Origin of the sequence: Primorskyibacter aestuariivivens, from assembly GCF_028023675.1 — a bacterium.
Lineage (GTDB): Bacteria > Pseudomonadota > Alphaproteobacteria > Rhodobacterales > Rhodobacteraceae > Marinovum > Marinovum aestuariivivens.
Genome location: NZ_JAQIOZ010000006.1, coordinates 47,382 through 73,239, shown reverse-complemented (window position 1 = coordinate 73,239; position 25,858 = coordinate 47,382). Strand labels below are relative to the sequence as shown.

Sequence of the window (25,858 nt, the reverse complement as noted above, 5' to 3'; positions counted from 1 at the left end):
TCACATTCCTCCCAAACGCGCCCGCCGCGTCACAGCACCGTCGCCCTGCGCCTTGATTCGCGCAATTGCTTCGTCCATCGGTTCATAGGCAACAGCCATGTGATGGGCGTTTGCATGGATCAGCAGGTTGTCCCCCGCCACCCAGGCCACATGCCCTTTCCAGAACAACAGATCCCCGCGCTGCAACGCGGCATCTTCGGTCAATGTCTCACCCAGTTCGGCCTCTTGCAGGTCCGAATCCCCCGGACAGCGGATCCCGCAGGCCAGGCAGGCCGCCTGAACCAGCCCGGAGCAATCAATCCCGAATCCGGAATTCCCGCCCCAGTGATAAGGCGTGCCAATGAATCTTTCCGCCACGTCGACCGGATCGGTCTCGGGCATTGCCAGAGGGCGCAAATGCGCCAAGGGTACGTAATCGGTGTATGTCGTTTTAAATTCATGCGCCCCGGCACGCAGGGTAGTCACCTCGGCCCAGCGCGCGTTTTCGTGGGTCGCCACGACTTCTAACGCCGTCCCGAATGAGATCGGGATCATCTCTTCCTTGTTCTTCAACTCGGGAACCGAGGTCAGATAGGACTGCCGCGCCGCCACCGTATGGGTAGGGCAGATCATATCTGCGGGACCCAGCCCGGATGAGCACATATAACCGACATAACCGTCCCGTGCAGCATACCCAAAAACCCAACTTCCACCGTCTTCCAAAACGTTGAAGACCTCGTGCAGAACCAGTTCCCGCTCGCGCCGCCAGCGCCCCGGCTCGACCGAGTCAAAAAGCGGGGCGACCGGAACGGCGACGCGCATGACCGTGGGTTCGACAAAACGCGCGGCCTCGACCTCTCCTTTCAGGGAAATGTCAGCAACACGCCCGTTGGATTTCAGCCGCCGCCGGTCCGTCACAGCTCCAGCATCTCCGGCAGAGCGGCGAGAATCGCCCTTGCGCCCATGCCGACGCCCCCTTTCGACCGTGCCGGCTTGGCCTCGGGTTGCCAGCCATAAATGTCGAAATGGGCGTAGCGCGTGTCTTCGTTCACGAAGCGGCGCAGGAAAAGCGCCGCCGTGATCGACCCGGCAAACCCACCCTTGGGTGCATTGTCCAGATCGGCAATGCCCGGCTCGATCATCGATTCATACGGGTCCCAGAAGGGCAGCCGCCAAAGCGGATCATGCGCGGCGCGGCCCCCCGCCACCAGCGCGTCAGCGGTGTCATCATCGCTGTAAAACGGCGACAGGTCCGGACCGACGGCGACCCGTGCGGCGCCAGTAAGCGTTGCCATGGAGATGACCAGATCACTCGGCTCTTCGCAGGCCAGCGCGAGCGCATCAGCAAGCACCAGCCGCCCTTCGGCGTCCGTGTTGTTGATCTCAACCGTCAACCCCTTGCGGGATGTCAAGATATCACCGGGCCGGAATGCCCCCGCCGATACAGAGTTTTCCACTGCCGGGATCAACACGCGCAATTGCAGCGGCAACTCCAGCGCCATGATCATGCGCGCCAGCCCCAGCACCGTAGCCGCACCGCCCATATCCTTTTTCATCAACCCCATCGACGCCCCGGGCTTGAGGTTCAGCCCGCCGGTGTCGAAACACACGCCCTTGCCCACCAGGGTCAGTTTCGGCCCCGTGTCGCCCCAACGCATATCGATCAGGCGCGGTGCCTGATCCGCGGCGCGGCCGACAGCGTGAATCATCGGGAAATTCTGATCAAGCAAGGCGTCCGCCGTCACGACAGCGCAGCTTGCCCCAAAGAGCTGCGACAGGTCCCGTACCGCAGTTTCCAGAGCCTCCGGTCCCATATCATTGGCAGGGGTGTTGATCAGATCCCGGGTCAGCGCCTCACCAGCGGCAATCGCTTCGACGCGATCCGCGTCAACGTCTTCCGGCGCAACCAGCCGCACCTGTTTGGCCGATTGATCCTTGTAGCGGCTGAACGTATAGCCGGTGAGCAGCCAGCCAAGGCATTCCGCCTCCAGATCCGCAGCATCCCCGGGCAATCCGCTTTCGATTTGATAGGTGCCGTCCGGCAGGTTTTGCGCCACCGCTGCCAGCGCAAATCGGCCACGCGCCCGGTCCCTGGCGCTTCCTACACCGCCCAGCGCAGCGTCCGGCGCGCCGTTTTCATCCGGAAAAACAAGAACCTGACCCAGCCCGGCCTTGAACCCATTGGCCTCGGCCCACCCACGGGCCGCAGGATCCTGCGCCAAGCGCCATGCGTCATATGCCTCGGCCGTCAAAAGCGTCAGCGGGATAGACGGGGCGTTTGCATCGGCAAAAGTCAGATTGGGGTCTTGAGCGGTCATTCGGGTGCCTCCGGACTTTGATCAGCCCGCAGCCTACCCGGCCCATTGCCACCCGCAAGGGGGCTACATCATGAATTCCTGCAAATCCCAGATCGCAGTCAGCGATGTATCACCGGTCCGCGTCAACCGGGCAAGCGTTGCCGAAAGTGCGACCTCGTCGCCCTGATCGATGCAGGCGCAGACATCAAGCGCCACACGGCTGAGTGCGACCATGCCGATCTGTTCCGAAATCGCCGAAAGGGATCGCACGCATTTACGCATCTCCTGCAAATCCCCGCGGCCAAACAGCTTGGACGCATAGGATAGCCGCACCGCAATCTCTTCCAGCGCGCGGCACACCACATCTTCGGCCCCCTCGTCGCCAAGTTGTCGATAGAGTTCCGTCAAACGATCCTGATCCAATCGGACCCCTTCGTCATATGCCAGCATCTTTACCTGTTCCAAGGTATTACCTCTCCTCACGCCCCCACGGCTGAGGAGAAACTGACGCGAAAGGGTTCCCAAAAGGTTTCGGGCGGGACAAGAAGTCACTCGAATTCTCAGAAGTTTCGCCGTATCACCTTCGATCAAAGAACGAAGGGACGCTCCTAATGGAACACGCCAAGCCGCTGCCGAAATACCTTGTTCAGCGCTACCATGGCTGGAAAGCCACCGAGTATGCCGAGAATGCGGCCTGGTACAGGCGTTTGGCCACCGAGGGTCAGCGCCCGCGCGCCATGGTCGTATCCTGCTGCGATTCGCGTGTTCATGTGACGTCGATCTTCGGCGCCGATCAGGGCGAGTTCTTTATCCACCGCAACATCGCAAACCTGATCCCGCCTTATGCGCCGGATGGCGACCACCATGGTACATCAGCAGCCGTCGAATACGCGGTCACCGCACTGAACGTGGCGCATCTGATTGTGCTGGGTCATTCGCAATGCGGCGGGGTGCAGGGCTGCATCGACATGTGCAAGGGCGAGGCCCCGGAACTGGAAAAGCCCAACTCCTTTGTGGGGCGCTGGATGGATATCCTGCGACCGGGTTATGATCTGGTGAAAGATGAAAACAATCCGACCGATCAGGCACGCGCACTTGAAAAGCGCTCGGTCGTGATTTCGCTTGAGAACCTGATGACCTTCCCGTTTGTCAGCGAACGCGTGGATACCGGCGCGCTGAGCCTACACGGTCTCTGGACCGGCATCGGTGAGGGCGCGCTGGAAGAATATGACGTGGCGTCGGGACAGTTTCGTCCGGTGTAACCCGGACCCGCAGATCAGATCAGAAGCTGCCCCACATGGCTATCGCCAGCAGGCGCCTTGGCACGGACGCGTCCAAACCGCTCTGTGAGCTTGGCCAGCGGGTAGCCGACGAATTTGCAGGAACAAATCCGTTCGCCTGTGTCACGACAGATCAGAACCAGCCGCCCGTCATAAAACCCAAGGTCAAACCCCTTGCCTTCCAACCTGCGTCGCAGGTTGACCCAGCTTGTGGCTTGTTGAAATTCCGACCGCAATGCACAGCGCAAAAGCACGCCGGTTTCACAATCCAGACGGTTGCTGATCTTGGACCCGCTCCATTTGGTTTGTGTCGGAGGCTTGAACTCATACTGATGCAACATGCTCGTATCCTCTTTTTATCCGGAAACGCTTGCACATAAATGTGGCGAAACCGGGGCGCCCCCTTTCAGATGTTGCGCGAAAGCCGCACCGGGCAACAGGATGTTACGCAAATGTGAGGAGAGCGTGAACAACGCGAACGCGCCCCGCCCAAACGAAAAGGAAGGCCCGGAGGCCTTCCTTGAAGCGTTTCAATAAGTCAGCAAGGGCTCAGCCCTTTTTCAGCACCCGGTTGCCCAGCGTCTCGGCGATCTGCACTGCATTCAGCGCTGCGCCCTTGCGCAGGTTGTCGGACACACACCAGAGGTTGATGCCGTTCTCGACGGTCGAATCCTGACGGATACGGCTGATGAAGGTCGCGAAATCACCGACGCATTCGCGCGGCGTGACGTATCCACCATCCTCGCGCTTGTCGATCACCATGATGCCCGGCGCTTCGCGCAGGATGTCGCGCGCCTCGTCCTCGTCAAGGAACTCTTCGAATTCGATATTCACCGATTCCGAATGGCCCACAAAGACCGGCACGCGCACACAGGTCGCGGTGACCTTGATCTTTGGGTCAACGATCTTCTTGGTCTCCACCACCATCTTCCACTCTTCCTTGGTGGAGCCGTCTTCCATGAAAACGTCGATATGGGGGATCACGTTGAATGCGATATCCTTGGTATAGACCTTGCGCGCGTAATCGTCGGTGGGGTTGTATTGCGCCTTGGTCTGGTCCCAGAGCTCGTCAATCGCGTCCTTGCCGGAGCCAGACACCGATTGGTACGTGCTCACCACAACGCGCTTGATCTTGGCACGATCATGCAGCGGCTTGAGCGCGACAACCATCTGCGCGGTCGAGCAGTTGGGGTTGGCGATGATGTTCTTCTTGGAATAGCCCATGATCGCATCGGCATTACATTCCGGAACGATCAGCGGCACGTCCGGATCGTAGCGATAGAGCGACGAATTGTCGATCACGACACAGCCCGCCGCCGCCGCGATGGGCGCGTATGTCTTGGTGGCGTCCGAACCGATGGCAAACAGCGCCATGTCCCAGCCCGCAAAATCGAACTGCTCGATGTCCTGGGTCTTGAGGGTCTTGTCGCCAAAGCTCACCTCTGTGCCCAGCGACCGGCGGCTGGCCAGTGCTGCGATTTCGTCAACCGGGAATTCCCGTTCGGCGAGGATATTGAGCATTTCGCGGCCCACATTGCCCGTGGCTCCAGCGACGACGATACGATAACCCATCTTTCCCTTTCCTTTATCAGAGGGTTCAAATGTGCGCCTGATACAGGCTTCGCCCGGCCATTGGAAGGGTCCATTTGCCGCGCCGCAGCAGGTGCGGTTCAGTCCAGCCGGTCACGCGAGAAGAGGTAGGGGATCAGCCCCGCCAGAGTGATCACTGTAAAGACCGCGAACACCGGGCCATAGCTTTCGGCCACCGAGCCAGAGGCGGCGGCTGCGTCCTGCACCCGCACTGTCACCACCTGAAACGTGCCAATGCCGCCAATGCCAAACAGGTTCATCAGCGTCACGCCGCGCCCCGCCAGATGCGGCGGCACGAATGACCGCCCGTGGGCAATGATCAGCGGAAAGGCCATGCCAAAGAAGCCCACCACACAAAACAGCACGACTGCGGCCGCCATGCCGGGCACCGGCAAGAGCCACAGCGCGGCGCAGCCCAGAACAACACCAACACTGCCCGGGATCACCACCCATTTCCGGGTGCCCAATATCCGGTCAAGCGGACCATAGGCGAAGGTCCCGGCAATCATCGCCACCCCCATGATCAGCGTTGCGATCCCTACGGATTGCGGATCCAGCCCGTACACATCCCGCAGGTATGGCCCGATCCACACGGCGCGCAATCCGCCCGAGGCGGCGTAGTTCACGAACATCATTGGAAAGATCAGCCACAGAGCAGGCATGCGCAAAAGATCGAGAACCGAGCCTTTCTGATCACCTTCGACCTTGGGCGGGTCCTCGACCGTCACGAAAATCCCACCCGCAATCAACGCCGTCACCGCCGCCAGCCCCCAAAGCGCCTCGCGCCAGCCAATCGCCTCGACCAACAGCGTCAGCGGCACGGTGCCCGCCAGATTTCCGAGCGTTCCGATGCCCAGCACAGTCGCTGCAAGCGAGGCAAAGACGGCGGGCGAATAGACTCGCGCAAAAATATAGTAGGACGCCATCAAAACCGGAGAGCAACCAAACCCGATCAGGCCCATGGCCAGGATCACATGCATCGGCGTCTGTGCCAACGCAAAGGCAATGGCCCCGCCCGCGCCCCCAAGCAGAAACAACAGCGCCGCTGTGCGCCGCGGCCCAACCCGGTCAAGCGCCGCGCCAACGGGGATCTGCATCGCCGCGAAGACCAGAAACCAGACACCCGACGCCGTGGCGAGATCATCCGGCAATGCCCCCAGATCCTGTTCCAGAACCTCGGACAGCACCGCAAGGAAGGAGCGGAAGAACTGGCTCAGGATATAGCTGAGCGTCAAAAGGACCAATCCGGCGCGCATCAAAGCCTCCTGTCACCTGATCCCGCTATACAGCGCCCTTGCGCGCAGGCAAGGCGATTTGCGCCGCATGTTCCCCGGCCCAGAGCCCCGTAGCAAGACAGGCAGTCAGGAGATAGCCCCCGGTTGGCGCTTCCCAATCCAGCATTTCGCCACAGACAAACACACCGGGCCGGGCACGCAATTCAAACCCCGGGGTCACGGCGTCAAAGCGCACACCGCCCGCCACCGAGATCGCTTCATCCATCGGGCGCGGTCCGTCATGTCGGACAGGCAAAGACTTGATCAACCCGGCCAAGGCCCTCGGACCCTCCGGAAGCGGTCGCCCGAACTCCATCAACAATGCCATCTGCTCCGGCGACAAACGCGCGAATTTTCGCAGAAAATTCGACACCGACATCTTGCCGCGTGATCGCGATAACCGCTGTTCGAGCAGGTCCGCTGCCACGTCCGGGGCCAGATCAACGTGCAAAGCAGCCCCGTCACGCACCGCGGGCGAGACCGCATAGATCCCGCCCCCTTCCAGCCCGCGCTCCGAGATCACCGCCTCGCCCCGGCTCATCTTCGCCCCTGCATGCCAGGCAACCCCCTTGACCGGAGCGCCGAACCGGGCGCGCATCTTGTCGGACCAGCCCACGCAAAACCCCATATTCGCCGGTTGGAATGGAGCGAGTTCGACACCTTCACCTTCCAGAGTATCGGCCCATGCCCCGTCCGAGCCAAGCCGCGCCCAGCTTGCGCCGCCCAGCGCCAGAATGGTCACCTTGGAAGCAATCTTCCGCGCGCCGTCCGGGGTTTGAAATACTGCCTCCGCTCCGTCCCACCCGGTCCAGCGCCAGCGGGTGCGAACCGAGACACCCAGCCCGTCCAGACGCCCCAGCCATGCGCGCAGCAAGGGCGAGGCTTTCATCGCCTTGGGAAACACCCGCCCAGTCGGGCCGGTGAACATCTCCTGCCCCAACGCCTCGGCCCAGCCAATCGCCTCCTGAGGTCCAAACCGGTCCAACATCGGCTCCAACATCGCGGCGCGCGCGCCAAAAGCCGAAAGAAACGTCTCTAGGGTTTCATCCTTGGTCAGGTTGAGGCCCGATTTTCCAGCCATCAGGAGCTTGCGCGCCAGCGACGGTTTCGCCTCGGCCACCATCACCGACAGACCTGCCCGCGCCATGGCCTCGGCGGCCATCAATCCCGCCGGACCGCCCCCAATGACCAGCGCACGCGCATCACTCATCGCTTGCGCGTCACGGAACGTGTCGTCTTGGGCATCGGCTTGGAAGCGGCCGCCATGACCCGGGCGGGCGCATCGCCTTCGGCACTATTGGTGACCAACTCGCCCTTAAGTTCCACCACGCGGTGCGGATACGGAATCGTGATGCCGTTATCCTTGAGCGCATTCCAGATCAGGAACAGCACGTCACTGGTGAATTTATTCGGCCCGTCATCCAGCCCGTTGACCCAGAACTCCACCGCGAAATCGACCCCGCTGTCACCAAAACCACGCAATTCGCAATCGGGTGGATAGGGTTCGTTCAACACGCGCGGGTGTTTCGAAACGGCTTCCTCGATGATGTCCGGGACAAGGTTGATATCAGTGTCGTAGCTGACGGAAAACGGCGCCTCATAGCGGTTTGCGCTGCCCTGATCCGAGTAGTTCACAACCCGCGTGACGATAAAGTCCTCGTTTGGCACCACGATCCAGCGCCCATCGAAACTCTCAAGGATCGCGGCCCGCGCGGTCATCTTGACGATGGTTCCCGCCTCGCCGCCATCAAGCTCGACATAGTCGCCCACCGTGGCCTGACCTTCAAGCAGCAGGATCACACCCGAGATGAAGTTCGACGCAATCTTCTGGAGGCCGAATCCGATCCCGACACCCAAAGCACCGGTCAGCACCGCAAGTGACGTGAGCGGAATGCCCATGATGTTCATGAAGACAAGGAAGGCCGCGCCGAAAATAGCGATTTCAGCCGCCTTTTCGGCAAGCTGCCGCGTCGCGGGGCGCATGTCTTCCTGTTTCTTGATCAGGGCGACGGACTGGTCATTCGACCACCGGCCCAGCCAGAAAATGACGCCGCCGACAATGATGAACCGCACCAGCGACAGGAGCGAGAAGGACAGGTTGCCCAAGGGAATGACGGTCGCCGCCAGTTTGTCCTGCACCAGATCAAGCAGACCCAGCGCGTAAATCGCGGCAATCGGGACAAGGATGAACTTGCCCAACACCCGAAAGAACGGATCTTTGATGATGTCGCGCACCAGCGCCCGCACCGCGATAAACAGGAAAACCCGTTTGCCGAACGCGATGACCGCGCCGCTTTCAAAGATCGAGCGCACCACCTGTTCGCCAATGCCGGTAAAGGCAAAGGCCAGAAGCGGCAGCAAAAGCGGCAGGAACTGCCGGATGAACAGACGCGCCTTGGCAAGATAGCCAAGATCACCATCCAGGGGCGACAGCCACTTGGTCAGAAGCGGTTGCAACTTCTTGTTGGCATATCGGGCTGCAAACCACGCGACCAGCAACAAGCCAAATTGCGACCATGCCTCCGGGCTGAGCAGCCAGGATTTCGCCAGATCCCATCCCTGAAGCGCATAGCCTACGGCCTGCTGTACTATCTCCGGCTGGCTTTCGAGATCGAACTCCATACCCTGTCCTTACATCGAAACATCCCCGAAACCACTGTTGCCGCGATGCAGGCCGGGGTGCAAGGCGATGTGGACGTTACGATAGGGCAGCCGTCCTGTCAGCGGTACACTGTGGCAATGCTAGCTCCGAAGGTATCGTTGAAGCGTCGCCCGGCAGCCATCGCGCCACAAGCCAACAAGCCATGTGTTAAACGCCTCAGCGAAGTCAGCTTGCTTGGCCAGATCGCCATAGGTGTCGCGCTGCGCAAGCCAGGCCGATGGCGTATCGCGCGCCTGCAGCGCAACGTTCTGCAAAGCATCCCAGAACGGATCATTGGGCGCAATCGTGCTGCTATCTTCACGCGTCCCCGCGCACATGCGTGCCCACAGAGCCTCGATCAGCGCGAGCGCTTCGACCGACCCACCGGCGGCCAGCGTATCGCGCAGGGTTGGCAGGATGAATCCCGGATGGCGCGACGAGCCATCAAAGGCCACCCGTCGCGTGGTGTCATGAATCTCAGGGTTGGAGAACCGACGCTCGATGAGGTCCAGATAAGCCGCAGGCGTCATGCCCGGTACGGGAGAGACATAGGGCAAAATACCCTCTTCCTGGACCTTGCGGAAAAACGCGGAAATATCGGGATCCTGCATACAGGCCGCAATGGTTGGCACCGACAGGATCTCACCGGCATTGGCAAGCACCTGATGGCCGCCATTGAGAATGCGGATCTTCATCGACTCGTAGCTGTGCACATCATCAGTCAGCGTTACGCCCACCTTTTCCCATGCCGGGCGTCCGGCGCAAAAGTCATCTTCGATGACCCATTGGCGGAAATTTTCATGCGACACGGGCGCGGCATCAGAAATGCCAAGCGCTTCTGCCTTGGCGATCACATCGGGGCCCGTGGCCGGGACAATGCAATCGACCATGGAATTGGGGAAGGCACCCTGGCCATCGATCCAGTCAGCAAGTTCCGGATCCGTCAAACGCGCCAGTCCAACGACACAACTGCGCAGGATCGCTCCATTGCCCTGAAGGTTGTCACAGCTCAACGCCGTGAACGGAGTGAATCCCGCCGCGCGGCGCGCCTTGAGCGCGGCCACAATGGCGCCGAACACGGTCTTCGGCCGATCCGGGTTGGCCACATCATGCTGGATATCGGTATGTGCAGTGTCAAACGCGCCGCTGGTCGGGTCGAGGTAATAGCCACCCTCGGTCACGGTCAGTCCAACGATACGAATATCGGATTGTGACATCCGGTCGATCAGCGGTCTGTTGCCCTCTTCGATGGGAAGATAGTCGATCATCGAACCAATGACCTCGGTCGAGGTGCCCGCCGGGTCCAGCTCAATCAACGTTGTCAGGCAATCCTGCGCCAAGAGCCGACCGCGCATTTCGGCGTCATACTGACGGACACCCGCGCCGATGATGGCCCAATCAAGCGCCTCACCCTGCTGCATCAGCCGGTGAAGATACCATGCCTGATGGCCGCGGTGAAAATTGCCAAGCCCGATATGTACGATCCCCGGCGTCAGAGCCGTCCGGTCATAAGCCGGACGCTTCACGTTCTCCGGCAACATCGACAATGTCTCATTCGACAGTTTCATCACCTTGGCTCCTTCGCGCGAAAATCCCATCAGCTCATCCAATTCCCGCCATCGACGTTATACGTCTGTGCGACGATATAACGGGCCTCGTCCGAGGCCAGAAACACCGCCATCCCTGTCAGGTCCTCAGCCGTGCCCATCCGTCCGAATGGCACCGCTTCGCCCACTTCTTTCTTCTTTTGTCCCGGTGCCTTGCCTTCGTATTTGGCAAAGAACGCGTCAACCCCGTCCCAATGTTCGCCATCGACCACACCGGGCGCGATGGCATTCACATTTATCCCGTGCTCGATCAGGTTCAGCCCCGCCGATTGCGTAAGGCTGATGACCGCGGCCTTTGACGCGCAATACACAGCGACCAGCGGCTCGCCGCGCCGCCCCGCCTGAGACGCCATGTTGATAATGCGCCCGCCAGAACCTTGCGCGATCATCTGTTTCGCGACCGCCTGAAGGGTAAACAGGCAACCCGCGACATTGATGTCGAAGACCCGGTTGTAATCTGCGCGCGTGATCTCGGTGATGGGTGCCGCAGTAAACAGCGCCGCATTGTTGATCAGGATGTCGATGCCGCCCAGTTCCGCAACCGTTTCCGCCACGGCCGCATCAATGCTGTCCTGATCCGTCACATCCATCGGGACCGCGCGGGCCCCGATGCGAGCGGCAGTTTCGCGCGCCCGGTCCATATCAATGTCGCCGATCATGACCTCGGCACCTTCGCGGATATAGGCCGTGGCAAAGGCTTCGCCGATACCACGCGCCGCGCCGGTGATCAGCGCCCGTTTTCCCGCCAGCCGCGTCATTCGATCCGCAGCCCCTGCGCATCGAACTTGTGGATCAGCTCGGCGCGCGGGTTCAGCCCGATAGGGTCACCGTGATTGAAGCTGACTTCGCCCGGCGCACGCACGGTGATGGTGTCTGCAAGTCCGGTTCCGTTGATATGAAAAAACGTGTCAGAGCCAAGATGTTCGGCCACGCCGACCGTTCCGGTCCACTCTCCGGCATCTGCGTCCACAACGTCGATATGTTCGGGACGCACACCGATGGTATGGGCGCCATGTTTTTGCGCCTCGGCCCCTCCGATCAGGTTCATCTTGGGCGATCCGATGAAACCCGCAACGAATGTGTTGCGTGGCGAATGGTATAGCTCCAGCGGGCTACCCACCTGTTCGATCACACCGGCCTGCAGCACCACGATCTTGTCGGCCATGGTCATGGCTTCGACCTGATCATGGGTCACGTAGATCATCGTGGTGTCGAGTTTCTTGTGCAGCTCCGAGATCTCCATGCGCATGCCCACGCGCAGCGCGGCATCCAGGTTCGACAGCGGCTCGTCAAACAGAAACGCCGCCGGTTCGCGCACAATCGCACGGCCAATGGCCACCCGCTGACGCTGACCACCCGAAAGCTGGCCGGGGCGACGGTCAAGGTAATCGGTCAGGTTCAGTGCCTTGGCTGCTGCCTCGATCCGCCGGTCCTGCTCGGCCTTGTCCATGCCCGCCATTTTCATCGGAAAGGCAATGTTCTTGCGCACCGACATATGCGGGTAAAGCGCATAGGACTGGAACACCATGGCCAGGCCGCGTTTGGCGGGGACCACATCGGTTGCGTCCTTGCCGTCGATCTCGATATGGCCCGAGGTGATGTCCTCCAGCCCCGCGATCAGACGCAAGAGCGTGGATTTACCGCAACCCGAGGGGCCGACGAAAACCGTGAACTCCCCGTCTTCGATGGTCAGGTCCAGCGGCGGAATGACCTCGACGTCACCGAAGCTCTTGGTCACTTGCTTGAGTTGAATACGTCCCATGTTCTTATTCCTTACTTCACCGCGCCGAAGGTCAGGCCGCGTACAAGTTGTTTCTGGCTGAACCAGCCAAGGATGAGGATCGGCGCGATGGCCATGGTCGAGGCCGCGCTGAGTTTGGCAAAGAAGAGACCCTCGGGGCTGGAGTAGCTGGCGATAAAGGCCGTCAGCGGGGCCGCATCCACAGCCGTCAGGTTGAGCGTCCAGAAGGCTTCGTTCCATGCGAGGATGAAGTTCAGGAGCATGGTGGACGCGATGCCCGGAATGGCCATGGGCGTGAGGATATAAAGCAGCTCTTCTTTCAGCGTCGCTCCGTCCATCCGCGCGGCTTCAAGGATTTCACCCGGTATTTCGCGGAAGTAGGTATAAAGCATCCAGACGATGATCGGCAGGTTGATCAGCATCAGGATCACCACCAGTGCGACACGGTTGTCGAGCACGCCCAGTTCGATGCAGATCAGGTAGATCGGGTAGAGCACCCCCACGGCTGGCAACATCTTGGTGGACAGCATCCACAGCAGGATGTCCTTGGTTCGCTTGGAGGGCACGAAAGCCATGGACCACGCGGCAGGAACCGCAACGATGAGGCCCAGAAGCGTTGAGCCGCCTGCGATGATCACCGAATTCCAGAGAAAGCGCATATAATCCGAGCGCTCCTGCACGATGGCGTAGTTCTCAAGCGTCCAGTCGAAGCCCAAGAAGATCGGAGGGCTGGCGATGGCCTGTGCCTCGGTTTTGAAGCTGGTCAGGATGGTCCAGAGGATCGGGAAGAAGATCACCAGTCCGATTGCCCATGCAACCGCAGTATTGATCAGTTTGCGTTGTGTTTTTACGGCGCGTGCCATGGTCAGGTCCTCCTCACGCGTCCAGGTTCTTGCCGACGATGCGCATCAGGAAAATGGCAACGATATTGGCGAGAATGATTGCATAGACACCGCCCGCAGATCCGAGCCCGACATTCTGGCTTTCCAACACGCGCTGGAAGATCAGGTAGGTAAGCGTTCTTGTTCCAAAAGCACCGCCGGTCGTGACAAAAATCTCGGCAAAGATCGACAACAGGAAAATGGTCTGGATCAGGATCACGATGGTGATCGCACGGCTCAGATGCGGCAGAATAATATAGATGAACCGCTGCGGCTTGGGCGCGCCGTCCATCTCGGCCGCTTCCAGCTGTTCGCTGTCCAGCGATTGAAAGGCCGTCAGAAGGATGAGTGTTGCAAAGGGCAGCCACTGCCAGCTCACGATCATGATGATCGAGGAGAGCGACGCATCGGACAGCCAGCTGACCGGCTCAGCCCCGAGGAAGCGCCACAAATGCGCCAGAAGCCCATTCACGGGGTCCATGAACATGTTCTTCCAAACCAGCGCAGAGACGGTCGGCATGACAAAGAAGGGCGCGATGACGAGGATACGAACAACGCCCTGCCCCCACATCGGCTGATCCAGCAGCATGGCGAGGAAAATGCCGAACACCACGGTAATGACCAAAACGCCCAACACGATGACCAGGGTGGTCTGAACCGCGGGCCAGAAGGCGCTGGACGACACGAAACGAACGTAGTTGTCAAAACCGGTCCAGCCCAGATCACCGCCACGCAGCGGCAGGTATTTCCGGAACGAGAACCACAATGTCATGATCAGCGGGACCAACATCCAGCCCAGGAGCAGAACAACTGCCGGGGCCATCATAAGCCGGGCCGCGGATCGGGAAGCCTTGGTTGCCATTTGGGTGCATCTCCTCGGTTGACGGACCACGGACATGCGGGACCATCTTGCTCGACTTTAACGATGTTGAAGTGTTTTGAGACCCCGGGGGCGGCGTCAAGGCCGCCCCCGGGAGGGAGTAGAAGCTGCGGCTTACTTGTAGCCTGCGGCTTCCATGACTTCGTTGGCAATCGCCTGCGCTTTCTCAAGCGCTTCGTCGACAGATTGCTGACCGGCATAGGCAGCCGAGAACTCCTGGCTCACTTCGGTGGCCATACCCGCGAATTCCGGGATCGCGACAAACTGGATACCGACATAAGGCACCGGATCAACGGTCGGATCGGTCGGATCAGCCGCGTTGATCGAGTCCAGCGTCATCTGTGCGAACGGAACCTTGATATATTCAGGGTTCTCATAGAGCGAGGTGCGCGCACCCGGAGGCACGTTAGCCCAGCCTTCGTTCTCAGCAACCAGTTCGATATAGTCCTTGGAGGTGGCCCATTCGATGAACTGCTTGGCTTCGGCTTCCTGCTGGGTGCCTGCCGGAATGGCCAGAGCCCATGCCCAGAGCCAGTTGGCACGCTTTTCAACACCCTCAGAGTTCGGTGCAAGCGCAAAGCCAACGCTGTCTGCAACGGTGGAATCGTTGGGGTTGGTCACGAAGGACGCCGCAACGGTCGCGTCGATCCACATGCCGCATTTGCCTTGCTGGAACAGCGACAGGTTTTCGTTGAAGCCGTTGGTGGCATAACCCTCGGGGCCGTAGTCATTCATCAGGTTGACGTAGAACTCCAGCGCGGCTTTCCACTGCGGCTGGTCGAACTGGGCATTCCACTCTTCGTCGAACCAGCGCGCACCAAAGGAGTTGCCGGTGACGGTGATGAAGGCACCGCCTTCGCCCCAGCCCGCTTTACCACGCAGGCAGATGCCATTGATGTCGTTTTCCGGATCGTCCATGGCGGCCGCGGCTTCGCGGATGAACTGCCAGGTCGGATCGGAGGGCATTTCAAGACCGGCCTTCTCCATCAGGTCAGTGCGATACATGACCATGGAGCTTTCGCCGTAGAAGGGCGCCGCATAAAGCGTTCCGTCATGGGACAGACCGCCGCGCATCGCGGGCAGAATGTCATCCACGTCATATTCCGCCGACAGACCGTTCAGCGGCACCAGCCAGCCGTTCGAGCCCCAGATCGGGGTTTCGTACATGCCGATGGTCATGATGTCGAACTGGCCGCCTTTGGTGGTGATGTCGGTAGTCACACGCTGACGGAGCACGTTTTCTTCCAGCGTCACCCACTCGACATTGATGCCCGTGGCTTCGGTGAAATTGTCGGTATAGCCCTGCATACGGATCATGTCGCCGTTATTCACGGTGGCGATCGTGATGGTCTTCGCATGGCTGTCGGCAAAGACTGCCGTTGCACCAAGCGTGAGCGCCGTTGTGGCACCAAGTACGTGCTTCATAGTCATCCTATTCCTCCCTGTGATGGATGAGTAACCTCGAGCAAGCTAACCGAGCCGCTTACCTCGTGTCAATTTAAATTTTTACGCGCGTAAAATTTATGCGGATGCCCGCAAAACAAGGCGTGCAGGGAAAAGCGTCTCGGTCCGCTCAGGCAGCTTGCCGTCGTTTTCAATCACCTCGAACAATGTTTCCACACTGCGACTCGACACCGAATCGTAGTCATGCGCGACGGTGGTAAGCGCCGGGCAAGTGAATTGAGAGAACGGATGATCGTCGTGGCTCGCTACGCGAAGCGCGCAGCCTTCTCCGCGACCTACGCGCAATCCACGCTCATAGCAGGCCGACAGCAAACCGATCGCCAAACGGTCATTGCTGCACAGAATGGTGTTTGTCGGCAGCGCTTTTTCTTCGAAAAGTTGATGGGCACCTCGCCGTCCAATTTCTTCGAACGCCCAGCCTTCGCCATCGATCTTGACCACATGCGGCTCCTGGCCCAGTTGCTGCATGACCTCCAGATACGCATTGCGCCGTTTGTTCGCATTGGGGTTCGCCGGGGTGCGCATCTCAAACAGAAACGGCGCCTCACCTGTTCGGCAGAGATACTCAACACTTTGCTGCACAAAGCTGAAATTGTCCGATCCGACAAACGCTTCGCCAATTCCCTCCAGATACGAATCGAACAGGACGGTCGGCACATCGGCGCAGAATTGTTCGATATGCTTGCGGTCTGATGCCCGGCCAAGCGGCGCCAGCAAGACCCCGGCGGGTTTGAGCGCGCGCAGCCCGTCAAGGATATCGTTTTCATGCGCCTGGCTGCCATGCGAACTGAACAGCGACGGCTGGTAGCCGGCATCAATGCAGCGCTGCTCGATATTGCGTGCGATCTCGGCAAAGAACGGGTCTGCGAGATAGGGCACGACAATCCCGATTGTCTTGGTCAGCTTGCGGTTCTGGTTTACCGCGTAGACATTCGGGCGGTAGTCATATTGCTCAAGCGCTTCTTCGATCCGCTTGCGCGTGGACGAACGGACAGAGTCCGGGTCGTGAAAATACTTCGACACGGTCGGTCGGGAAATCCCGCTCAACGCGGCGAACTCCTCCATATTCCTGATCTTCACCTGACCCATGTCTCTCTTCCAGTTGACACCCAAGCGGGTGTTATCGTCATTCGTCCTACTCTCAGAATTTCTTATCGCGCGTAAAAAATCAATATTGCCTTGCGAAATTCTGCTTCACTCCTTGAACGCTCCACAAAACCGCCTACCGTTCAATCAGATGTGCGCAGCAGACACAAACCACCCGATTTGCCCACTTTGCGGACGCCCGATTCCGCCGCATTCCAAACAATCCTTGCATCATCTCATCCCCAAGCTCAAAGGCGGCAAGGGCGGGCCGACGGTATTGTTGCATCAGATATGTCACAATGAAATCCACGCAACCCTGACCGAGGCAGAACTGGCCCGCGACTTCAATACGCCCGAAGCACTGCGTAGGCATCCGAGGCTCGCCAAATTCATTCGCTGGGTGTCCAAACGCCCGGCCGATTTCCACTCGCGCTCTGCCGGAGGGCGGCGCAAACGCTGAAACGCTGCGCCCATCTACCACGCTCGATCCTCTTGCCTTTGACACATGCTGAGGGACATCCTTGAACGATACCGCTCCAGAGGATCCCATGCCCCGCCCACAAGCAACCCAACTCAGGAAAAAACCGATACAGGCGCGCAGCAAGGCCACGCGCGACGCGATCCTGAAAGCCGCGTCGGACATTCTTTCCAAGGACGGGCAAGAGGCCCTGAACACCAATCGCGTCGCAGCCCGAGCAGGTGTGTCGATCGGGGCGCTCTATCAGTATTTTCCGAACAAGCACGCGATCTTGGTCACGCTGATCGGTGACATGTATCAATCCATCGTCGATGACATGGAGGCCGCTCTGGTCGATATAGGTGTCGACGCATCGGCAGGAGAGACGGGAGGAGACCTGTTGCAGACGCTCCAGGCTCTGGCCCGTGCCAGCCAGAGAGAGCTCTTGCGACGGCCGGGACGGACACAGGCGCTTGAGCGCGTGGCTGCCGAGTTTGGGAACACCCCGGAAATCACCCTGATGCGCACGCGAATTACGGCGCAATTGGTGGATGTTCTCGCGCTGAATTACGTGGACGCCCCGGAAACCATCGCAGAAGACATGCTTGCCATATGCCGCGCCCTCACTGTTACGGCTATCTCCCGCGGCGAGGGCGCAAGCGCAGAACTGGAGCAACGCATGGATCGGGCAATGGCGGGATATTTCAACGCTTAAAGCGTTTCCAGAAAACACAGACCCGCTTGGGGGAGTATTAGCGTTGGAGCCGAAGGCGACAGGCAGCGCGTGGTGTCCAAATCAGGCCGGGAAACGCCAAGACCCGGAAAGAACAAGGCGGACCCAAAGGCCCGCCCCGTCTCATGTCATATAATCGCCGGTTACTGGATGCGTTGTCCGTTCGCCAGCACGTGCCCCTGTTCGTTGATCTCGATCTTGGATGTCAGCACATCGTCGCCCGCAGGTACGGCAAACATCGACATCATCATGCGGAAGCCCATCGCCTCTTCTTCCGGCAGCAGCCCCATGGCGATCAGCTTGTCGATCAGGGCGTTCGCCCCGGTCAGTTCCGCGTTGATTTCGCCCGTCGGCTTGGGCATGCCGCCAAATGTCTCCAGATCGGAATTGTCAAAGGTAAAGGCACCACTGCCGGTCAGCATCGCGCCAACCGCCTTGACCATAAGGTTGTTCAGCGTCAGCTCGTAAACCTCGGCAGGCATATCGGCACGGGCCATCATCTCTGCCTGTTCCGGGTCAAACAGGTCAAACAGCATCTTGGCTTTACCCGTCAGGTCCACTTTGATCGTCGCCGGATCGCGTGCCAGTTGGGCACCGGGATCAAAGATCTGCCAGATGATGTCATTCATTTCGAAATCGGTCAGGTTCAGACCAAGCGCCACGTCTTGCGCATCCTCCGTCTTGCCCACAGGAACCAACACCGCGCCGCCGAATTCCGCCGCCTTGAGCGCCACCGGGAAGGGGATTTCCGATCCGGACAATTGCAGGTCCAGATTGCGCATGAGGTAATCATAGCCCCAGGCCTTGGCGTCCATGGTTACAGCGCCCTCCCCCCCGGCCGAGGAAGATTGATAGGAAAACGCATCGCTGCGGTCGACAAAGTTGAGCTGGCTTTCGCCACTTTCAAAGGAAAACGTGCCGTTTACAGCAAAACCGCCCTGGAAAATTGCCGCCGGGTCTTCGGGGTCGAACTCCATCGGCAACGCGCCAGAACCGCCGTAGTTGACCCCGGCCATGGAGCCTTTCATCAAAAGATTGCTTTCCGCATTGTCCGGGTCTTGCGCCGCGATGTCATAGGTGAGCGCGCCGATTGTCATCGACTGCTCGAAATTGCGCATCTCGTCGGTGGCCATGGATGTGGTCGAGGCAACATCGCCCAACACGACCTCCCCCCGCGCCACATCTGGGCCAAGCGTCTCGCCTTCGACGGTGATCCCATCCAGCGCAACCGCAAGCGAGGCCGCCGAAAAATCCCACTGCGTGGCGTTCGGATCGCCAGACACGGTCATCTGGTGCCCATCCGATTTGTAGAGCAGGCCGATATCGACCGTCTCGCCATCCGCTTCGATATTGAGTGCGACCGGCATCTCCGCGGGCCAGGAGACATCCACCGCGCCACCATCGGCAGCAAAGACCATTTCCGACATTGTCATGGTCATCGTGCCCTCTTCCTCGGGCAGCGGAACGGTCATGGTGATGTCGGTCACGGTCAGCGTATCGCCGGTATCGGTTTCGGTTGCCGAAACCGCGTAGCCATACCCTTCCATATAGCCTTTGAAGTCCGCCCAAACTTCGGCTGGCGTGACATCGGCCACGGCGGATTGCGCCATCATGAGTGTGGCGAGGGCTGTTGTCGTCGTGAGTGCTCTGCAAGAGGTCATCTGAAATGCGCCTTTCTGTCTAAAGTCCTGAACTCAGCTTCCCTCGCCCCTCGAGCAACGTCAAGGGTCGCAATGGTGTGGTATTCATGACCTCCCCTTCTGGACGCGCATCGTCCAAGCCGTTACCAAACCTCTTGTTCCCATTCGGGTGGTTCGGGATTGCGGAGGCAAAACCATGGATATGAACGGAAAATGCGTAATGATCACCGGCGCAAGCCGGGGGATTGGCGCGTCGGCCGCGCGGGAATTCGTCGCTGCGGGGGCAAATGTCGTGCTTGTCGCGCGCTCGGAAGAGGCGGTTGCCGATCTGGCCGGTGAAATCGGGCGCTCCGCGCTGGCCGTGCCCTGCGATGTCAGCCGCTACTGGGAGGTCGACGCCGCCGTGCAGGCCGCGCTCAAGACATTCGGGCGGCTGGATGTGCTGATCAACAACGCAGGCGTGATCGAGCCGATTTCCCTTCTGGCCAATTCCGACCCCGAAAGCTGGGGCCATACGATCGATATCAACCTCAAGGGCGTCTACAACGGCATGCGCGCGGCCATGCCGGTGATGATCGAGGCAGGCGGCGGCACCATCCTGTCCATATCGTCGGGCGCTGCCAACGGCCCGGTCGAGGCCTGGAGCCACTATTGCGCGGCCAAGGCGGGTGCGGCCATGCTGACCCGCTGCGCGGACAAGGAGGGGCGCGCCCATGGCATTCGCGCGCTGGGCCTGTCTCCCGGAACCGTCGCCACACAGATGCAGCGCGAGATCAAGGCGTCCGGCATCAACCCGGTGAGCAAGCTGGAATGGTCCGATCACATTCCGCCCGACTGGCCCGCCAAGGCGCTTTTGTGGATGTGTTCCGAGGCGGCGGATGCGCATCTTGGAACTGAATTGTCGCTACGTGATGAGAACTGGCGGCGCGAACTGGGACTGACAGAATGATTGAACTGACACGCGAAGACGGGCTTTGGACGGTAACCCTGAACCGACCGGACAAGGCCAACTCCCTGACGCTGGAAATGCTGGAAGAGCTCACCCGCATCGCCACCGAGGCACAGGACGCGCGTGCGCTGATCCTGACCGGCACCGGCAAGGTTTTTTCCGCCGGTGCTGATCTTGAGGCTGCAAAAGCGGGTTTGGCGAAATCCGATGTCTGGGAACGGCTGTCCGGGGCGATTGCCGCCCTGCCCTGCCTGACCATCGCGGCGCTCAATGGCACACTGGCGGGGGGCGCGTTCGGCATGGCGCTGGCCTGTGATCTGCGGATCTGCGTCCCGGGGGCCAAGTTCTTCTACCCGGTGATGAAGCTGGGCTTTCTGCCGCAACCGTCCGATCCCGGGCGGCTGACCGCGTTGGTCGGACCGGCGCGGGCGCGGTTGATCCTGATGGGCGGGGCCAAACTGACGGCGGACGAGGCTTTGCGCTTTGGTCTGGTGGAGCGCATTGTCGAGGGGGACGCACTCATGGAAGAGGCGCGCACGCTGGCCACCGACACGCTTGCCGCGACGCCCGAGATTGCCCAAGGGATCAAGGAACTTTGCCGATAGCAGGATCCGCACGTACCGCGCCAAGCTTGCGCAACGCCCTTCGCGGCCCTAGGTCATGCGCGACATGAAAGGTTTCAAATGACGCAATCGCTCGACACCCTGACCCACGCGCTTCTGGACGCCGCCCGCAAAGCCGGTGCCGACAGTGCCGATGCCATCGCCCTTCAGGGTACATCGGTCACGGTGGATGTTCGGGCAGGCGCATTGGAGCAGGCTGAACGCGCCGAAGGAACCGATATCGGCCTTCGCGTTCTGGTGGGTCAGCGTCAGGCCAATGTCTCAGCCTCCGACACAAGGCCCGAAACCATGACAGCCATGGCCGAACGCGCCGTCGCCATGGCGCGCGAAGCGCCTGACGATCCCTATGTAGGACTGGCCGATCCGGAGCAACTGGCGAAGGACCTGTCCCCATCGGCGCTTGAGATGGCCGATCCTGCGGATGAACCCGACCCGGCGTATCTTCAGGTGCTGGCCGAACGGGCCGAAGCCGCGGCCCAGGCTGTGTCGGGCGTCAGCCAGGTTCAGGCCACCTCAGCCGCCTATTCCGCGCGGCAGGTCCATATGGCCGCCACAAATGGCTTTTCCGCCGGATATGCCCGCACCGGGTCCTCGCTGTCCTGCGTGGCGATTGCTGGCGAAGGCTTGCATATGGAGCGCGACTATGACGGCGACAGCCGGGTTTTTGCCGCCGATCTGCGCAGTGCCGAAGAGATTGGCCGCATAGCGGGGGAGCGCGCCGTTGAACGGCTGAACCCCAGCAAACCGCCCACCGGCACTTATCCCGTTCTGTTTGATGAACGCATCTCGTCATCGTTGATCGGTCATCTCCTGTCCGCGATTTCCGGCACCGCCATTGCCCGCGGTGCGTCGTTCCTGCGCGACGATCTGGGCAAACAGATCCTGCCCGACACGCTGAGCGTGATCGAGGATCCGCATCGCCCCCGCGCAACGGCGTCACGGCCGTTTGATGCCGAGGGCCTGCCCACCGCCCGCCGCGCCATTGTGGAAAACGGCGTGCTGACGGGCTGGACGCTGGACCTTGCCACAGCGCGCAAGCTGGGCATGCCCCCGACCGGCAACGCCGCACGCGGCACATCGGCCCCGCCCTCGCCCTCCAACTGGAACATTGAACTGACGCAGGGCGACCAAAGCCGTGACGACCTGATCGCGGCCATGGGCACGGGGCTGATCGTGACCTCGATGATCGGCTCGACGATCAACCCCAACACGGGCGATTATTCCCGGGGGGCTGCGGGCCTCTGGGTCGAAAATGGCGAAATCACCCATGCGGTGAACGAGATCACCATCGCCGGCAATCTGCGCGACATGTTCGCGCGCATGATCCCCGCCAATGATGCGCGCCCCTATCTGTCGCGTGTTGTGTCTTCTGTCCTGATCGAGGGGATGTCGCTTGCCGGAAACTGACATCATGTCGGGTGCTCTGGCGCAGGAAACCGATCTCGATCTTCTGCTGCGGGCCGCGCAGGTGGCCGGAGAGGTCGCGCTTGGCTTTTCCGGTCCGACGGCGCGTGCCTGGGACAAACCGGGACAGGGACCCGTGACCGAAGCGGACTATGCGGTCAACGATGTCTTTCACGACATTCTGCGCAGCGCGCGGCCCGATTATGGCTGGCTGTCCGAGGAAACACCCGACACGCCCGAGCGGCTGGACCGCGATCATGTGTTCATCATCGACCCGATTGACGGCACGCGGAGTTTTATCGAAGGCTCAGGGACCTGGGCGCATTCCATTGCCATCGCGCATAAGGGGCGGGTCACAGCCGCTGTGATACATCTGCCCGCCCGCGACCTCACCTTTGCCGCCGCGTTGGGACAGGGGGCCACGTTGAACGGTGCCGCCATTCTCACTGGCGGTCGCACCGAGGTCACCGGCGCGACGCTCATGGCCCCCAAACCCTCCTTTCACCCCGACCGGTGGAAGGCCGGGCCGCCGGATGTCAAACGCGCCTATCGCCCGTCTCTGGCCTATCGCATGGCCCTGATTGCACAGGGGCGTTTTGATGCGATGCTGACGCTGCGCCCGGCCTGGCACTGGGATATCGCAGCCGGAACGCTCATCGCCAACGAGGCGGGCGCGCGGGTGACAGATCCCTCCGGACAGGATTTGGTCTTTAACACACGCGATCCGAAAAGCGCCGGTGTACTCACCGCCAATCCGGTCCTGCATGCTGAACTGCTGGGCGCGCTCAAGACGTGACCTGATTACGCCTTGACCCGTGTTGTGCGGCCTGTACGTTGCGGCCAACTTCGGACACACAGGGATATGACCCATGACGCAACGCCTGCACCTTGTCTTCGGCGGCGAGTTGGAAGACCCCTCGGGCACCACGTTCAAGAATGTAGACGACATCCACATCGTCGGCATTTTCCCGGACTACCAGACGGCCTATGACGCGTGGAAAGCCAACGCGCAAAAGACCGTGGACAACGCCCATATGCGCTATTTCATCAGCCACCTGCATCGCATGCTGGATGAAGAGGCCGAAGGCTCTGCCACCCAAGAGATCGACAACTGACCGATATCCAGCTTCCATTCGCGCTTCAGGCCCATATGACATGGGCGCGGCGGCGGCCCCGCATCGAACGGACCGATCCGCCGCGTCCGCAAGGTCCTTTGATCTGGATTCACGTGGCCCGCAGCGAACGTCTGCCCGCGTTGCTCCAGCTTTCTGCGCGGCTGATTTCGCAACGCGATCATATCTCGGTTCTGTTGACGACGGCCAAGTCGGTTCAGCCGCCTGCCCGCACCAAGAAAGGCATCGTGTTCGGGGACCTGCCCGGTCCGCATCCTGATGACGTTCAGTCCTTTCTCGACTATTGGAACCCGGAACTCTGTCTGTGGACATCCGGCGACCTCGTGCCCTCGATCATCGTCACCACGGCCATGGCGCATGTCCCGCTCTACCTGATCGACGCCTCCGAAGACGGGTTTCCCGGCAAACCGGTGCCCTTGCTGCCGGATCCAACCGCAGCGGCCCTGTCGCTGTTCACCACGATCATGGCCTCCGACGCCAATGCCGCGCGCCGGTTGCGCCGGATCGGTGTCCCCGAGGAAGATCTCACCATCACCGGGCCATTGCAGGAAGGCAGCGCCGCCATGCCCTGCAATGAAAGCGATCTGGAAGAGCTTAGCGATGTGATCGGCACGCGGCCGGTGTGGCTTGCCGCAATGGTGCAGCCCGAAGAGCTTGCCACGATCCTGCGCGCCCACCGCATCGTGTCGCGCTTTGCCCAGCGCCTGCTGCTGGTCATCGTCCCTGACCGCCCCGAGATGGGCGGCGACATGGCCGACCGGATGTCACGTGGAAACATGGGGTTCTGTCGTTGGTCTGACGGCGAATTTCCCGATGACAATTGCGAGGTTCTGCTGGCCGACACCTATGGCGAAATGGGGTTATGGTACCGGATTGCCCCGATCTCCTTCATGGCCTCTTCGCTGGTGGCCGGTCATGGCGGCTGCGATCCTTTTGAGCCGGCTGCGCTGGGCTCGGCCATTCTCTATGGTCCGAACTCGGGGCGGCACCTGCATGCCTATTCGCGACTGGCCGAGGCAGGGGCAGCGCGCATCGTGCGCGATACGGACACCTTGGCCTCGGCGCTCAAGCAATTGATCGCCCCGGACCGGGCGGCGGCGATGTCGTTGGCCGCCTGGGAGGTTGTATCCGAAGGCGCACAGGTCACCGACCGGATCATGGACCTGATCCATGACACGCTCGATCTGGCCGAGGTTTCGTGATGCGCGCACCGAGGTTCTGGGACACGCCACCCGACCGCACGACCTGGGCCGCGCGGCTGCTCGCGCCGCTTGCCGCTCTGACCCGCAGAGCGACGGAACGGCGCGTTTCACAAATGCCGGAGTTCACACCGGATATCCCGGTGATCTGCGTCGGCAACCTGAACGCGGGCGGCACGGGCAAGACGCCCACTGTCATGGACCTGCTGATGCGGCTGAGTGCGCGGGGGCGCAATCCTTGCGTGATTTCGCGCGGCCATGGTGGGCGCCTGACCGGGCCGGAAACCGTCGATCCGCGCCGCCACTCTGCAGAAGATGTCGGCGACGAACCGCTCCTGCTGGCCGCATTTGCCCCGGTGGTGATCGCCCGCGACAGGGCAGCGGGCGCGCGCCATGCAATCGCGCAGGGCGCGGATTGCCTTGTCATGGATGACGGGTTTCAGAACCCGGGGCTGGCCAAAGACCTGTCGATCATCGTCGTCGATGCGGTCAAAGGGTTCGGCAATGGGCGCTGCCTGCCCGCAGGTCCCTTGCGCGAGCCGGTGGATGTGGGGCTGGCCCGCGCCGATCTGGTGCTCAGCATCGGGCAAGAGGCGGCACAGGACAGCTTTGCGCGGCAATGGGCGGCTGATCTCCCTGTTCCCCATATTCAAGGCCACCTCGCACCGTTGCAAACCGGCATGGATTGGGAAGGGCTACCGGTTCTGGCCTTTGCCGGGATCGGCTACCCCGAGAAATTCTTTGCCACGTTGCGCAGCCTCGGCGCCGATGTGAAACGCGGCGAGGCTCTGGAGGACCACCAGCCGCTGACACCCGCGCTGCTTGCGCGGCTTGAAAAAGAAGCCGCGCTACTGGGCGCGCAATTGGTCTGCACCGAGAAAGACGCCGTGCGCCTGCCGCAGGAGTTCCGGCAAAAGGTTCTCACCGTGCCCGTGCGCTTGCAGATCACGGATGATGCGACGCTTGAGGCGGCACTGGACCGCGCCCTGAACGGCTGAGA

At 60.9% G+C, this 25,858-nt stretch carries 25 protein-coding genes and 1 pseudogene; 10 read left to right on the top strand and 16 right to left on the bottom strand.

Annotated elements, in window-relative coordinates; genetic code table 11:
• From PGB28_RS07700 to PGB28_RS07690, 3 genes are all read right to left on the bottom strand, one after another.
• Complete coding sequence (locus PGB28_RS07700; protein WP_271420925.1) at positions 1-897, bottom strand: C40 family peptidase; 897 nt, start codon at positions 895-897, stop codon at positions 1-3.
• On the bottom strand, positions 894-2,297 hold the full coding sequence (locus tag PGB28_RS07695; protein ID WP_271420924.1) for a leucyl aminopeptidase family protein: 1,404 nt from the start codon (positions 2,295-2,297) through the stop codon (positions 894-896). The genes PGB28_RS07700 and PGB28_RS07695 overlap by 4 nt, the downstream gene beginning before the upstream one ends.
• 63 nt (positions 2,298-2,360) lie before the next feature.
• Complete coding sequence (locus PGB28_RS07690) at positions 2,361-2,741, bottom strand: hypothetical protein (protein ID WP_271420923.1); 381 nt, start codon at positions 2,739-2,741, stop codon at positions 2,361-2,363.
• A 146-nt stretch (positions 2,742-2,887) separates the two neighbouring features.
• Between PGB28_RS07690 and PGB28_RS07685 the strand changes: the two genes are divergently transcribed.
• On the top strand, positions 2,888-3,538 hold the full coding sequence (locus PGB28_RS07685) for a carbonic anhydrase (protein ID WP_271420922.1): 651 nt from the start codon (positions 2,888-2,890) through the stop codon (positions 3,536-3,538).
• 14 nt (positions 3,539-3,552) lie between these two features.
• Here PGB28_RS07685 and PGB28_RS07680 read toward each other — a convergent pair whose 3' ends face one another.
• The 12 genes from PGB28_RS07680 to PGB28_RS07625 form a co-directional block, all read right to left on the bottom strand.
• Positions 3,553-3,897, bottom strand: coding sequence for a hypothetical protein (locus PGB28_RS07680; protein WP_271420921.1), 345 nt, complete (start codon positions 3,895-3,897; stop codon positions 3,553-3,555).
• A 208-nt stretch (positions 3,898-4,105) separates the two neighbouring features.
• On the bottom strand, positions 4,106-5,128 hold the full coding sequence (locus PGB28_RS07675; RefSeq protein WP_271420920.1) for an aspartate-semialdehyde dehydrogenase: 1,023 nt from the start codon (positions 5,126-5,128) through the stop codon (positions 4,106-4,108).
• Between the two features lie 98 nt (positions 5,129-5,226).
• On the bottom strand, positions 5,227-6,402 hold the full coding sequence (locus tag PGB28_RS07670; RefSeq protein WP_271420919.1) for an MFS transporter: 1,176 nt from the start codon (positions 6,400-6,402) through the stop codon (positions 5,227-5,229).
• 25 nt (positions 6,403-6,427) lie between these two features.
• The gene (locus tag PGB28_RS07665; RefSeq protein WP_271420918.1) at positions 6,428-7,630 is read right to left on the bottom strand and encodes a TIGR03862 family flavoprotein; all 1,203 of its coding nucleotides are present in this window, start codon (positions 7,628-7,630) and stop codon (positions 6,428-6,430) included.
• Positions 7,627-9,042 carry a mechanosensitive ion channel family protein gene (locus tag PGB28_RS07660; RefSeq protein WP_271420917.1) on the bottom strand — a complete coding sequence of 472 codons (1,416 nt, stop codon included), beginning with the start codon at positions 9,040-9,042 and terminating at the stop codon, positions 7,627-7,629. The genes PGB28_RS07665 and PGB28_RS07660 overlap by 4 nt, the downstream gene beginning before the upstream one ends.
• A gap of 120 nt (positions 9,043-9,162) precedes the next feature.
• On the bottom strand, positions 9,163-10,629 hold the full coding sequence (locus PGB28_RS07655; protein WP_271420916.1) for a mannitol dehydrogenase family protein: 1,467 nt from the start codon (positions 10,627-10,629) through the stop codon (positions 9,163-9,165).
• 29 nt (positions 10,630-10,658) lie between these two features.
• On the bottom strand, positions 10,659-11,426 hold the full coding sequence (locus PGB28_RS07650; RefSeq protein ID WP_271420915.1) for an L-iditol 2-dehydrogenase: 768 nt from the start codon (positions 11,424-11,426) through the stop codon (positions 10,659-10,661).
• The gene (locus PGB28_RS07645; protein ID WP_271420914.1) at positions 11,423-12,430 is read right to left on the bottom strand and encodes an ABC transporter ATP-binding protein; all 1,008 of its coding nucleotides are present in this window, start codon (positions 12,428-12,430) and stop codon (positions 11,423-11,425) included. The genes PGB28_RS07650 and PGB28_RS07645 overlap by 4 nt, the downstream gene beginning before the upstream one ends.
• An 11-nt stretch (positions 12,431-12,441) precedes the next feature.
• Positions 12,442-13,272: a carbohydrate ABC transporter permease gene (locus tag PGB28_RS07640; protein WP_271420913.1), complete on the bottom strand. Its 831-nt coding sequence runs from the start codon at positions 13,270-13,272 to the stop codon at positions 12,442-12,444.
• Between the two features lie 13 nt (positions 13,273-13,285).
• Positions 13,286-14,152: a carbohydrate ABC transporter permease gene (locus PGB28_RS07635; protein ID WP_271420912.1), complete on the bottom strand. Its 867-nt coding sequence runs from the start codon at positions 14,150-14,152 to the stop codon at positions 13,286-13,288.
• A gap of 132 nt (positions 14,153-14,284) precedes the next feature.
• On the bottom strand, positions 14,285-15,601 hold the full coding sequence (locus tag PGB28_RS07630) for an ABC transporter substrate-binding protein (protein WP_271420911.1): 1,317 nt from the start codon (positions 15,599-15,601) through the stop codon (positions 14,285-14,287).
• A 90-nt stretch (positions 15,602-15,691) separates the two neighbouring features.
• A complete protein-coding gene (locus PGB28_RS07625) occupies positions 15,692-16,723 on the bottom strand; it encodes a LacI family DNA-binding transcriptional regulator (RefSeq protein WP_271420910.1) in 1,032 nt (343 codons plus the stop codon).
• A gap of 148 nt (positions 16,724-16,871) precedes the next feature.
• Between PGB28_RS07625 and PGB28_RS07620 the strand changes: the two genes are divergently transcribed.
• Positions 16,872-17,180, top strand: a complete 309-nt coding sequence (locus PGB28_RS07620) for an HNH endonuclease (RefSeq protein ID WP_271421177.1) — start codon at positions 16,872-16,874, stop codon at positions 17,178-17,180.
• Between the two features lie 88 nt (positions 17,181-17,268).
• The gene (locus tag PGB28_RS07615; protein WP_271420909.1) at positions 17,269-17,892 is read left to right on the top strand and encodes a TetR/AcrR family transcriptional regulator; all 624 of its coding nucleotides are present in this window, start codon (positions 17,269-17,271) and stop codon (positions 17,890-17,892) included.
• Positions 17,893-18,053: 161 nt separating this feature from the next.
• Here the strand turns inward: PGB28_RS07615 and PGB28_RS07610 are convergent, their stop codons facing one another.
• Positions 18,054-19,523, bottom strand: a complete 1,470-nt coding sequence (locus PGB28_RS07610; RefSeq protein WP_271420908.1) for a DUF2125 domain-containing protein — start codon at positions 19,521-19,523, stop codon at positions 18,054-18,056.
• 223 nt (positions 19,524-19,746) lie between these two features.
• On the opposite strand from PGB28_RS07610, the pseudogene PGB28_RS07605 reads away from it, so the two are divergent.
• From PGB28_RS07605 to lpxK, 7 genes and pseudogenes are all read left to right on the top strand, one after another.
• Positions 19,747-20,439, top strand: a pseudogene (locus PGB28_RS07605) (SDR family oxidoreductase); the annotation flags it as partial.
• 56 nt (positions 20,440-20,495) lie between these two features.
• A complete protein-coding gene (locus tag PGB28_RS07600) occupies positions 20,496-21,104 on the top strand; it encodes an enoyl-CoA hydratase/isomerase family protein (protein ID WP_271420906.1) in 609 nt (202 codons plus the stop codon).
• 78 nt (positions 21,105-21,182) lie between these two features.
• A complete protein-coding gene (locus tag PGB28_RS07595; RefSeq protein WP_271420905.1) occupies positions 21,183-22,529 on the top strand; it encodes a TldD/PmbA family protein in 1,347 nt (448 codons plus the stop codon).
• Positions 22,516-23,322: an inositol monophosphatase family protein gene (locus PGB28_RS07590; protein ID WP_333908227.1), complete on the top strand. Its 807-nt coding sequence runs from the start codon at positions 22,516-22,518 to the stop codon at positions 23,320-23,322. The genes PGB28_RS07595 and PGB28_RS07590 overlap by 14 nt, the downstream gene beginning before the upstream one ends.
• Positions 23,323-23,395: 73 nt before the next feature.
• Positions 23,396-23,641 carry a DUF4170 domain-containing protein gene (locus PGB28_RS07585; protein ID WP_271420904.1) on the top strand — a complete coding sequence of 82 codons (246 nt, stop codon included), beginning with the start codon at positions 23,396-23,398 and terminating at the stop codon, positions 23,639-23,641.
• A gap of 35 nt (positions 23,642-23,676) precedes the next feature.
• Positions 23,677-24,861, top strand: coding sequence for a 3-deoxy-D-manno-octulosonic acid transferase (locus PGB28_RS07580; RefSeq protein WP_271420903.1), 1,185 nt, complete (start codon positions 23,677-23,679; stop codon positions 24,859-24,861).
• Positions 24,861-25,856 (top strand): tetraacyldisaccharide 4'-kinase, encoded by a 996-nt coding sequence (lpxK, locus tag PGB28_RS07575; protein WP_271420902.1) that lies wholly within the window; start codon positions 24,861-24,863, stop codon positions 25,854-25,856. The genes PGB28_RS07580 and lpxK overlap by 1 nt, the downstream gene beginning before the upstream one ends.
• Positions 25,857-25,858 lie beyond the last annotated feature (2 nt).

What these genes read in the sequence shown, in the direction of transcription:
- PGB28_RS07635 (WP_271420912.1), bottom strand. Translation starts at nt 14,152, where the DNA reads ATGGCAACCAAGGCTTCCCGATCCGCGGCCCGGCTTATGATGGCCCCG.
- PGB28_RS07625 (WP_271420910.1), bottom strand. Translation starts at nt 16,723, where the DNA reads ATGGGTCAGGTGAAGATCAGGAATATGGAGGAGTTCGCCGCGTTGAGC.
- PGB28_RS07610 (WP_271420908.1), bottom strand. Translation starts at nt 19,523, where the DNA reads ATGATGGCGCAATCCGCCGTGGCCGATGTCACGCCAGCCGAAGTTTGG.
- PGB28_RS07675 (WP_271420920.1), bottom strand. Translation starts at nt 5,128, where the DNA reads ATGGGTTATCGTATCGTCGTCGCTGGAGCCACGGGCAATGTGGGCCGC.
- PGB28_RS07685 (WP_271420922.1), top strand. Translation starts at nt 2,888, where the DNA reads ATGGAACACGCCAAGCCGCTGCCGAAATACCTTGTTCAGCGCTACCAT.
- PGB28_RS07660 (WP_271420917.1), bottom strand. Translation starts at nt 9,042, where the DNA reads ATGGAGTTCGATCTCGAAAGCCAGCCGGAGATAGTACAGCAGGCCGTA.
- PGB28_RS07630 (WP_271420911.1), bottom strand. Translation starts at nt 15,601, where the DNA reads ATGACTATGAAGCACGTACTTGGTGCCACAACGGCGCTCACGCTTGGT.
- PGB28_RS07640 (WP_271420913.1), bottom strand. Translation starts at nt 13,272, where the DNA reads ATGGCACGCGCCGTAAAAACACAACGCAAACTGATCAATACTGCGGTT.
- PGB28_RS07585 (WP_271420904.1), top strand. Translation starts at nt 23,396, where the DNA reads ATGACGCAACGCCTGCACCTTGTCTTCGGCGGCGAGTTGGAAGACCCC.
- PGB28_RS07695 (WP_271420924.1), bottom strand. Translation starts at nt 2,297, where the DNA reads ATGACCGCTCAAGACCCCAATCTGACTTTTGCCGATGCAAACGCCCCG.
- PGB28_RS07655 (WP_271420916.1), bottom strand. Translation starts at nt 10,629, where the DNA reads ATGAAACTGTCGAATGAGACATTGTCGATGTTGCCGGAGAACGTGAAG.
- PGB28_RS07600 (WP_271420906.1), top strand. Translation starts at nt 20,496, where the DNA reads ATGATTGAACTGACACGCGAAGACGGGCTTTGGACGGTAACCCTGAAC.
- PGB28_RS07665 (WP_271420918.1), bottom strand. Translation starts at nt 7,630, where the DNA reads ATGAGTGATGCGCGTGCGCTGGTCATTGGGGGCGGTCCGGCGGGATTG.
- PGB28_RS07650 (WP_271420915.1), bottom strand. Translation starts at nt 11,426, where the DNA reads ATGACGCGGCTGGCGGGAAAACGGGCGCTGATCACCGGCGCGGCGCGT.
- PGB28_RS07595 (WP_271420905.1), top strand. Translation starts at nt 21,183, where the DNA reads ATGACGCAATCGCTCGACACCCTGACCCACGCGCTTCTGGACGCCGCC.
- PGB28_RS07680 (WP_271420921.1), bottom strand. Translation starts at nt 3,897, where the DNA reads ATGTTGCATCAGTATGAGTTCAAGCCTCCGACACAAACCAAATGGAGC.
- PGB28_RS07620 (WP_271421177.1), top strand. Translation starts at nt 16,872, where the DNA reads ATGTGCGCAGCAGACACAAACCACCCGATTTGCCCACTTTGCGGACGC.
- PGB28_RS07670 (WP_271420919.1), bottom strand. Translation starts at nt 6,402, where the DNA reads ATGCGCGCCGGATTGGTCCTTTTGACGCTCAGCTATATCCTGAGCCAG.
- lpxK (WP_271420902.1), top strand. Translation starts at nt 24,861, where the DNA reads ATGCGCGCACCGAGGTTCTGGGACACGCCACCCGACCGCACGACCTGG.
- PGB28_RS07615 (WP_271420909.1), top strand. Translation starts at nt 17,269, where the DNA reads ATGCCCCGCCCACAAGCAACCCAACTCAGGAAAAAACCGATACAGGCG.
- PGB28_RS07580 (WP_271420903.1), top strand. Translation starts at nt 23,677, where the DNA reads ATGACATGGGCGCGGCGGCGGCCCCGCATCGAACGGACCGATCCGCCG.
- PGB28_RS07645 (WP_271420914.1), bottom strand. Translation starts at nt 12,430, where the DNA reads ATGGGACGTATTCAACTCAAGCAAGTGACCAAGAGCTTCGGTGACGTC.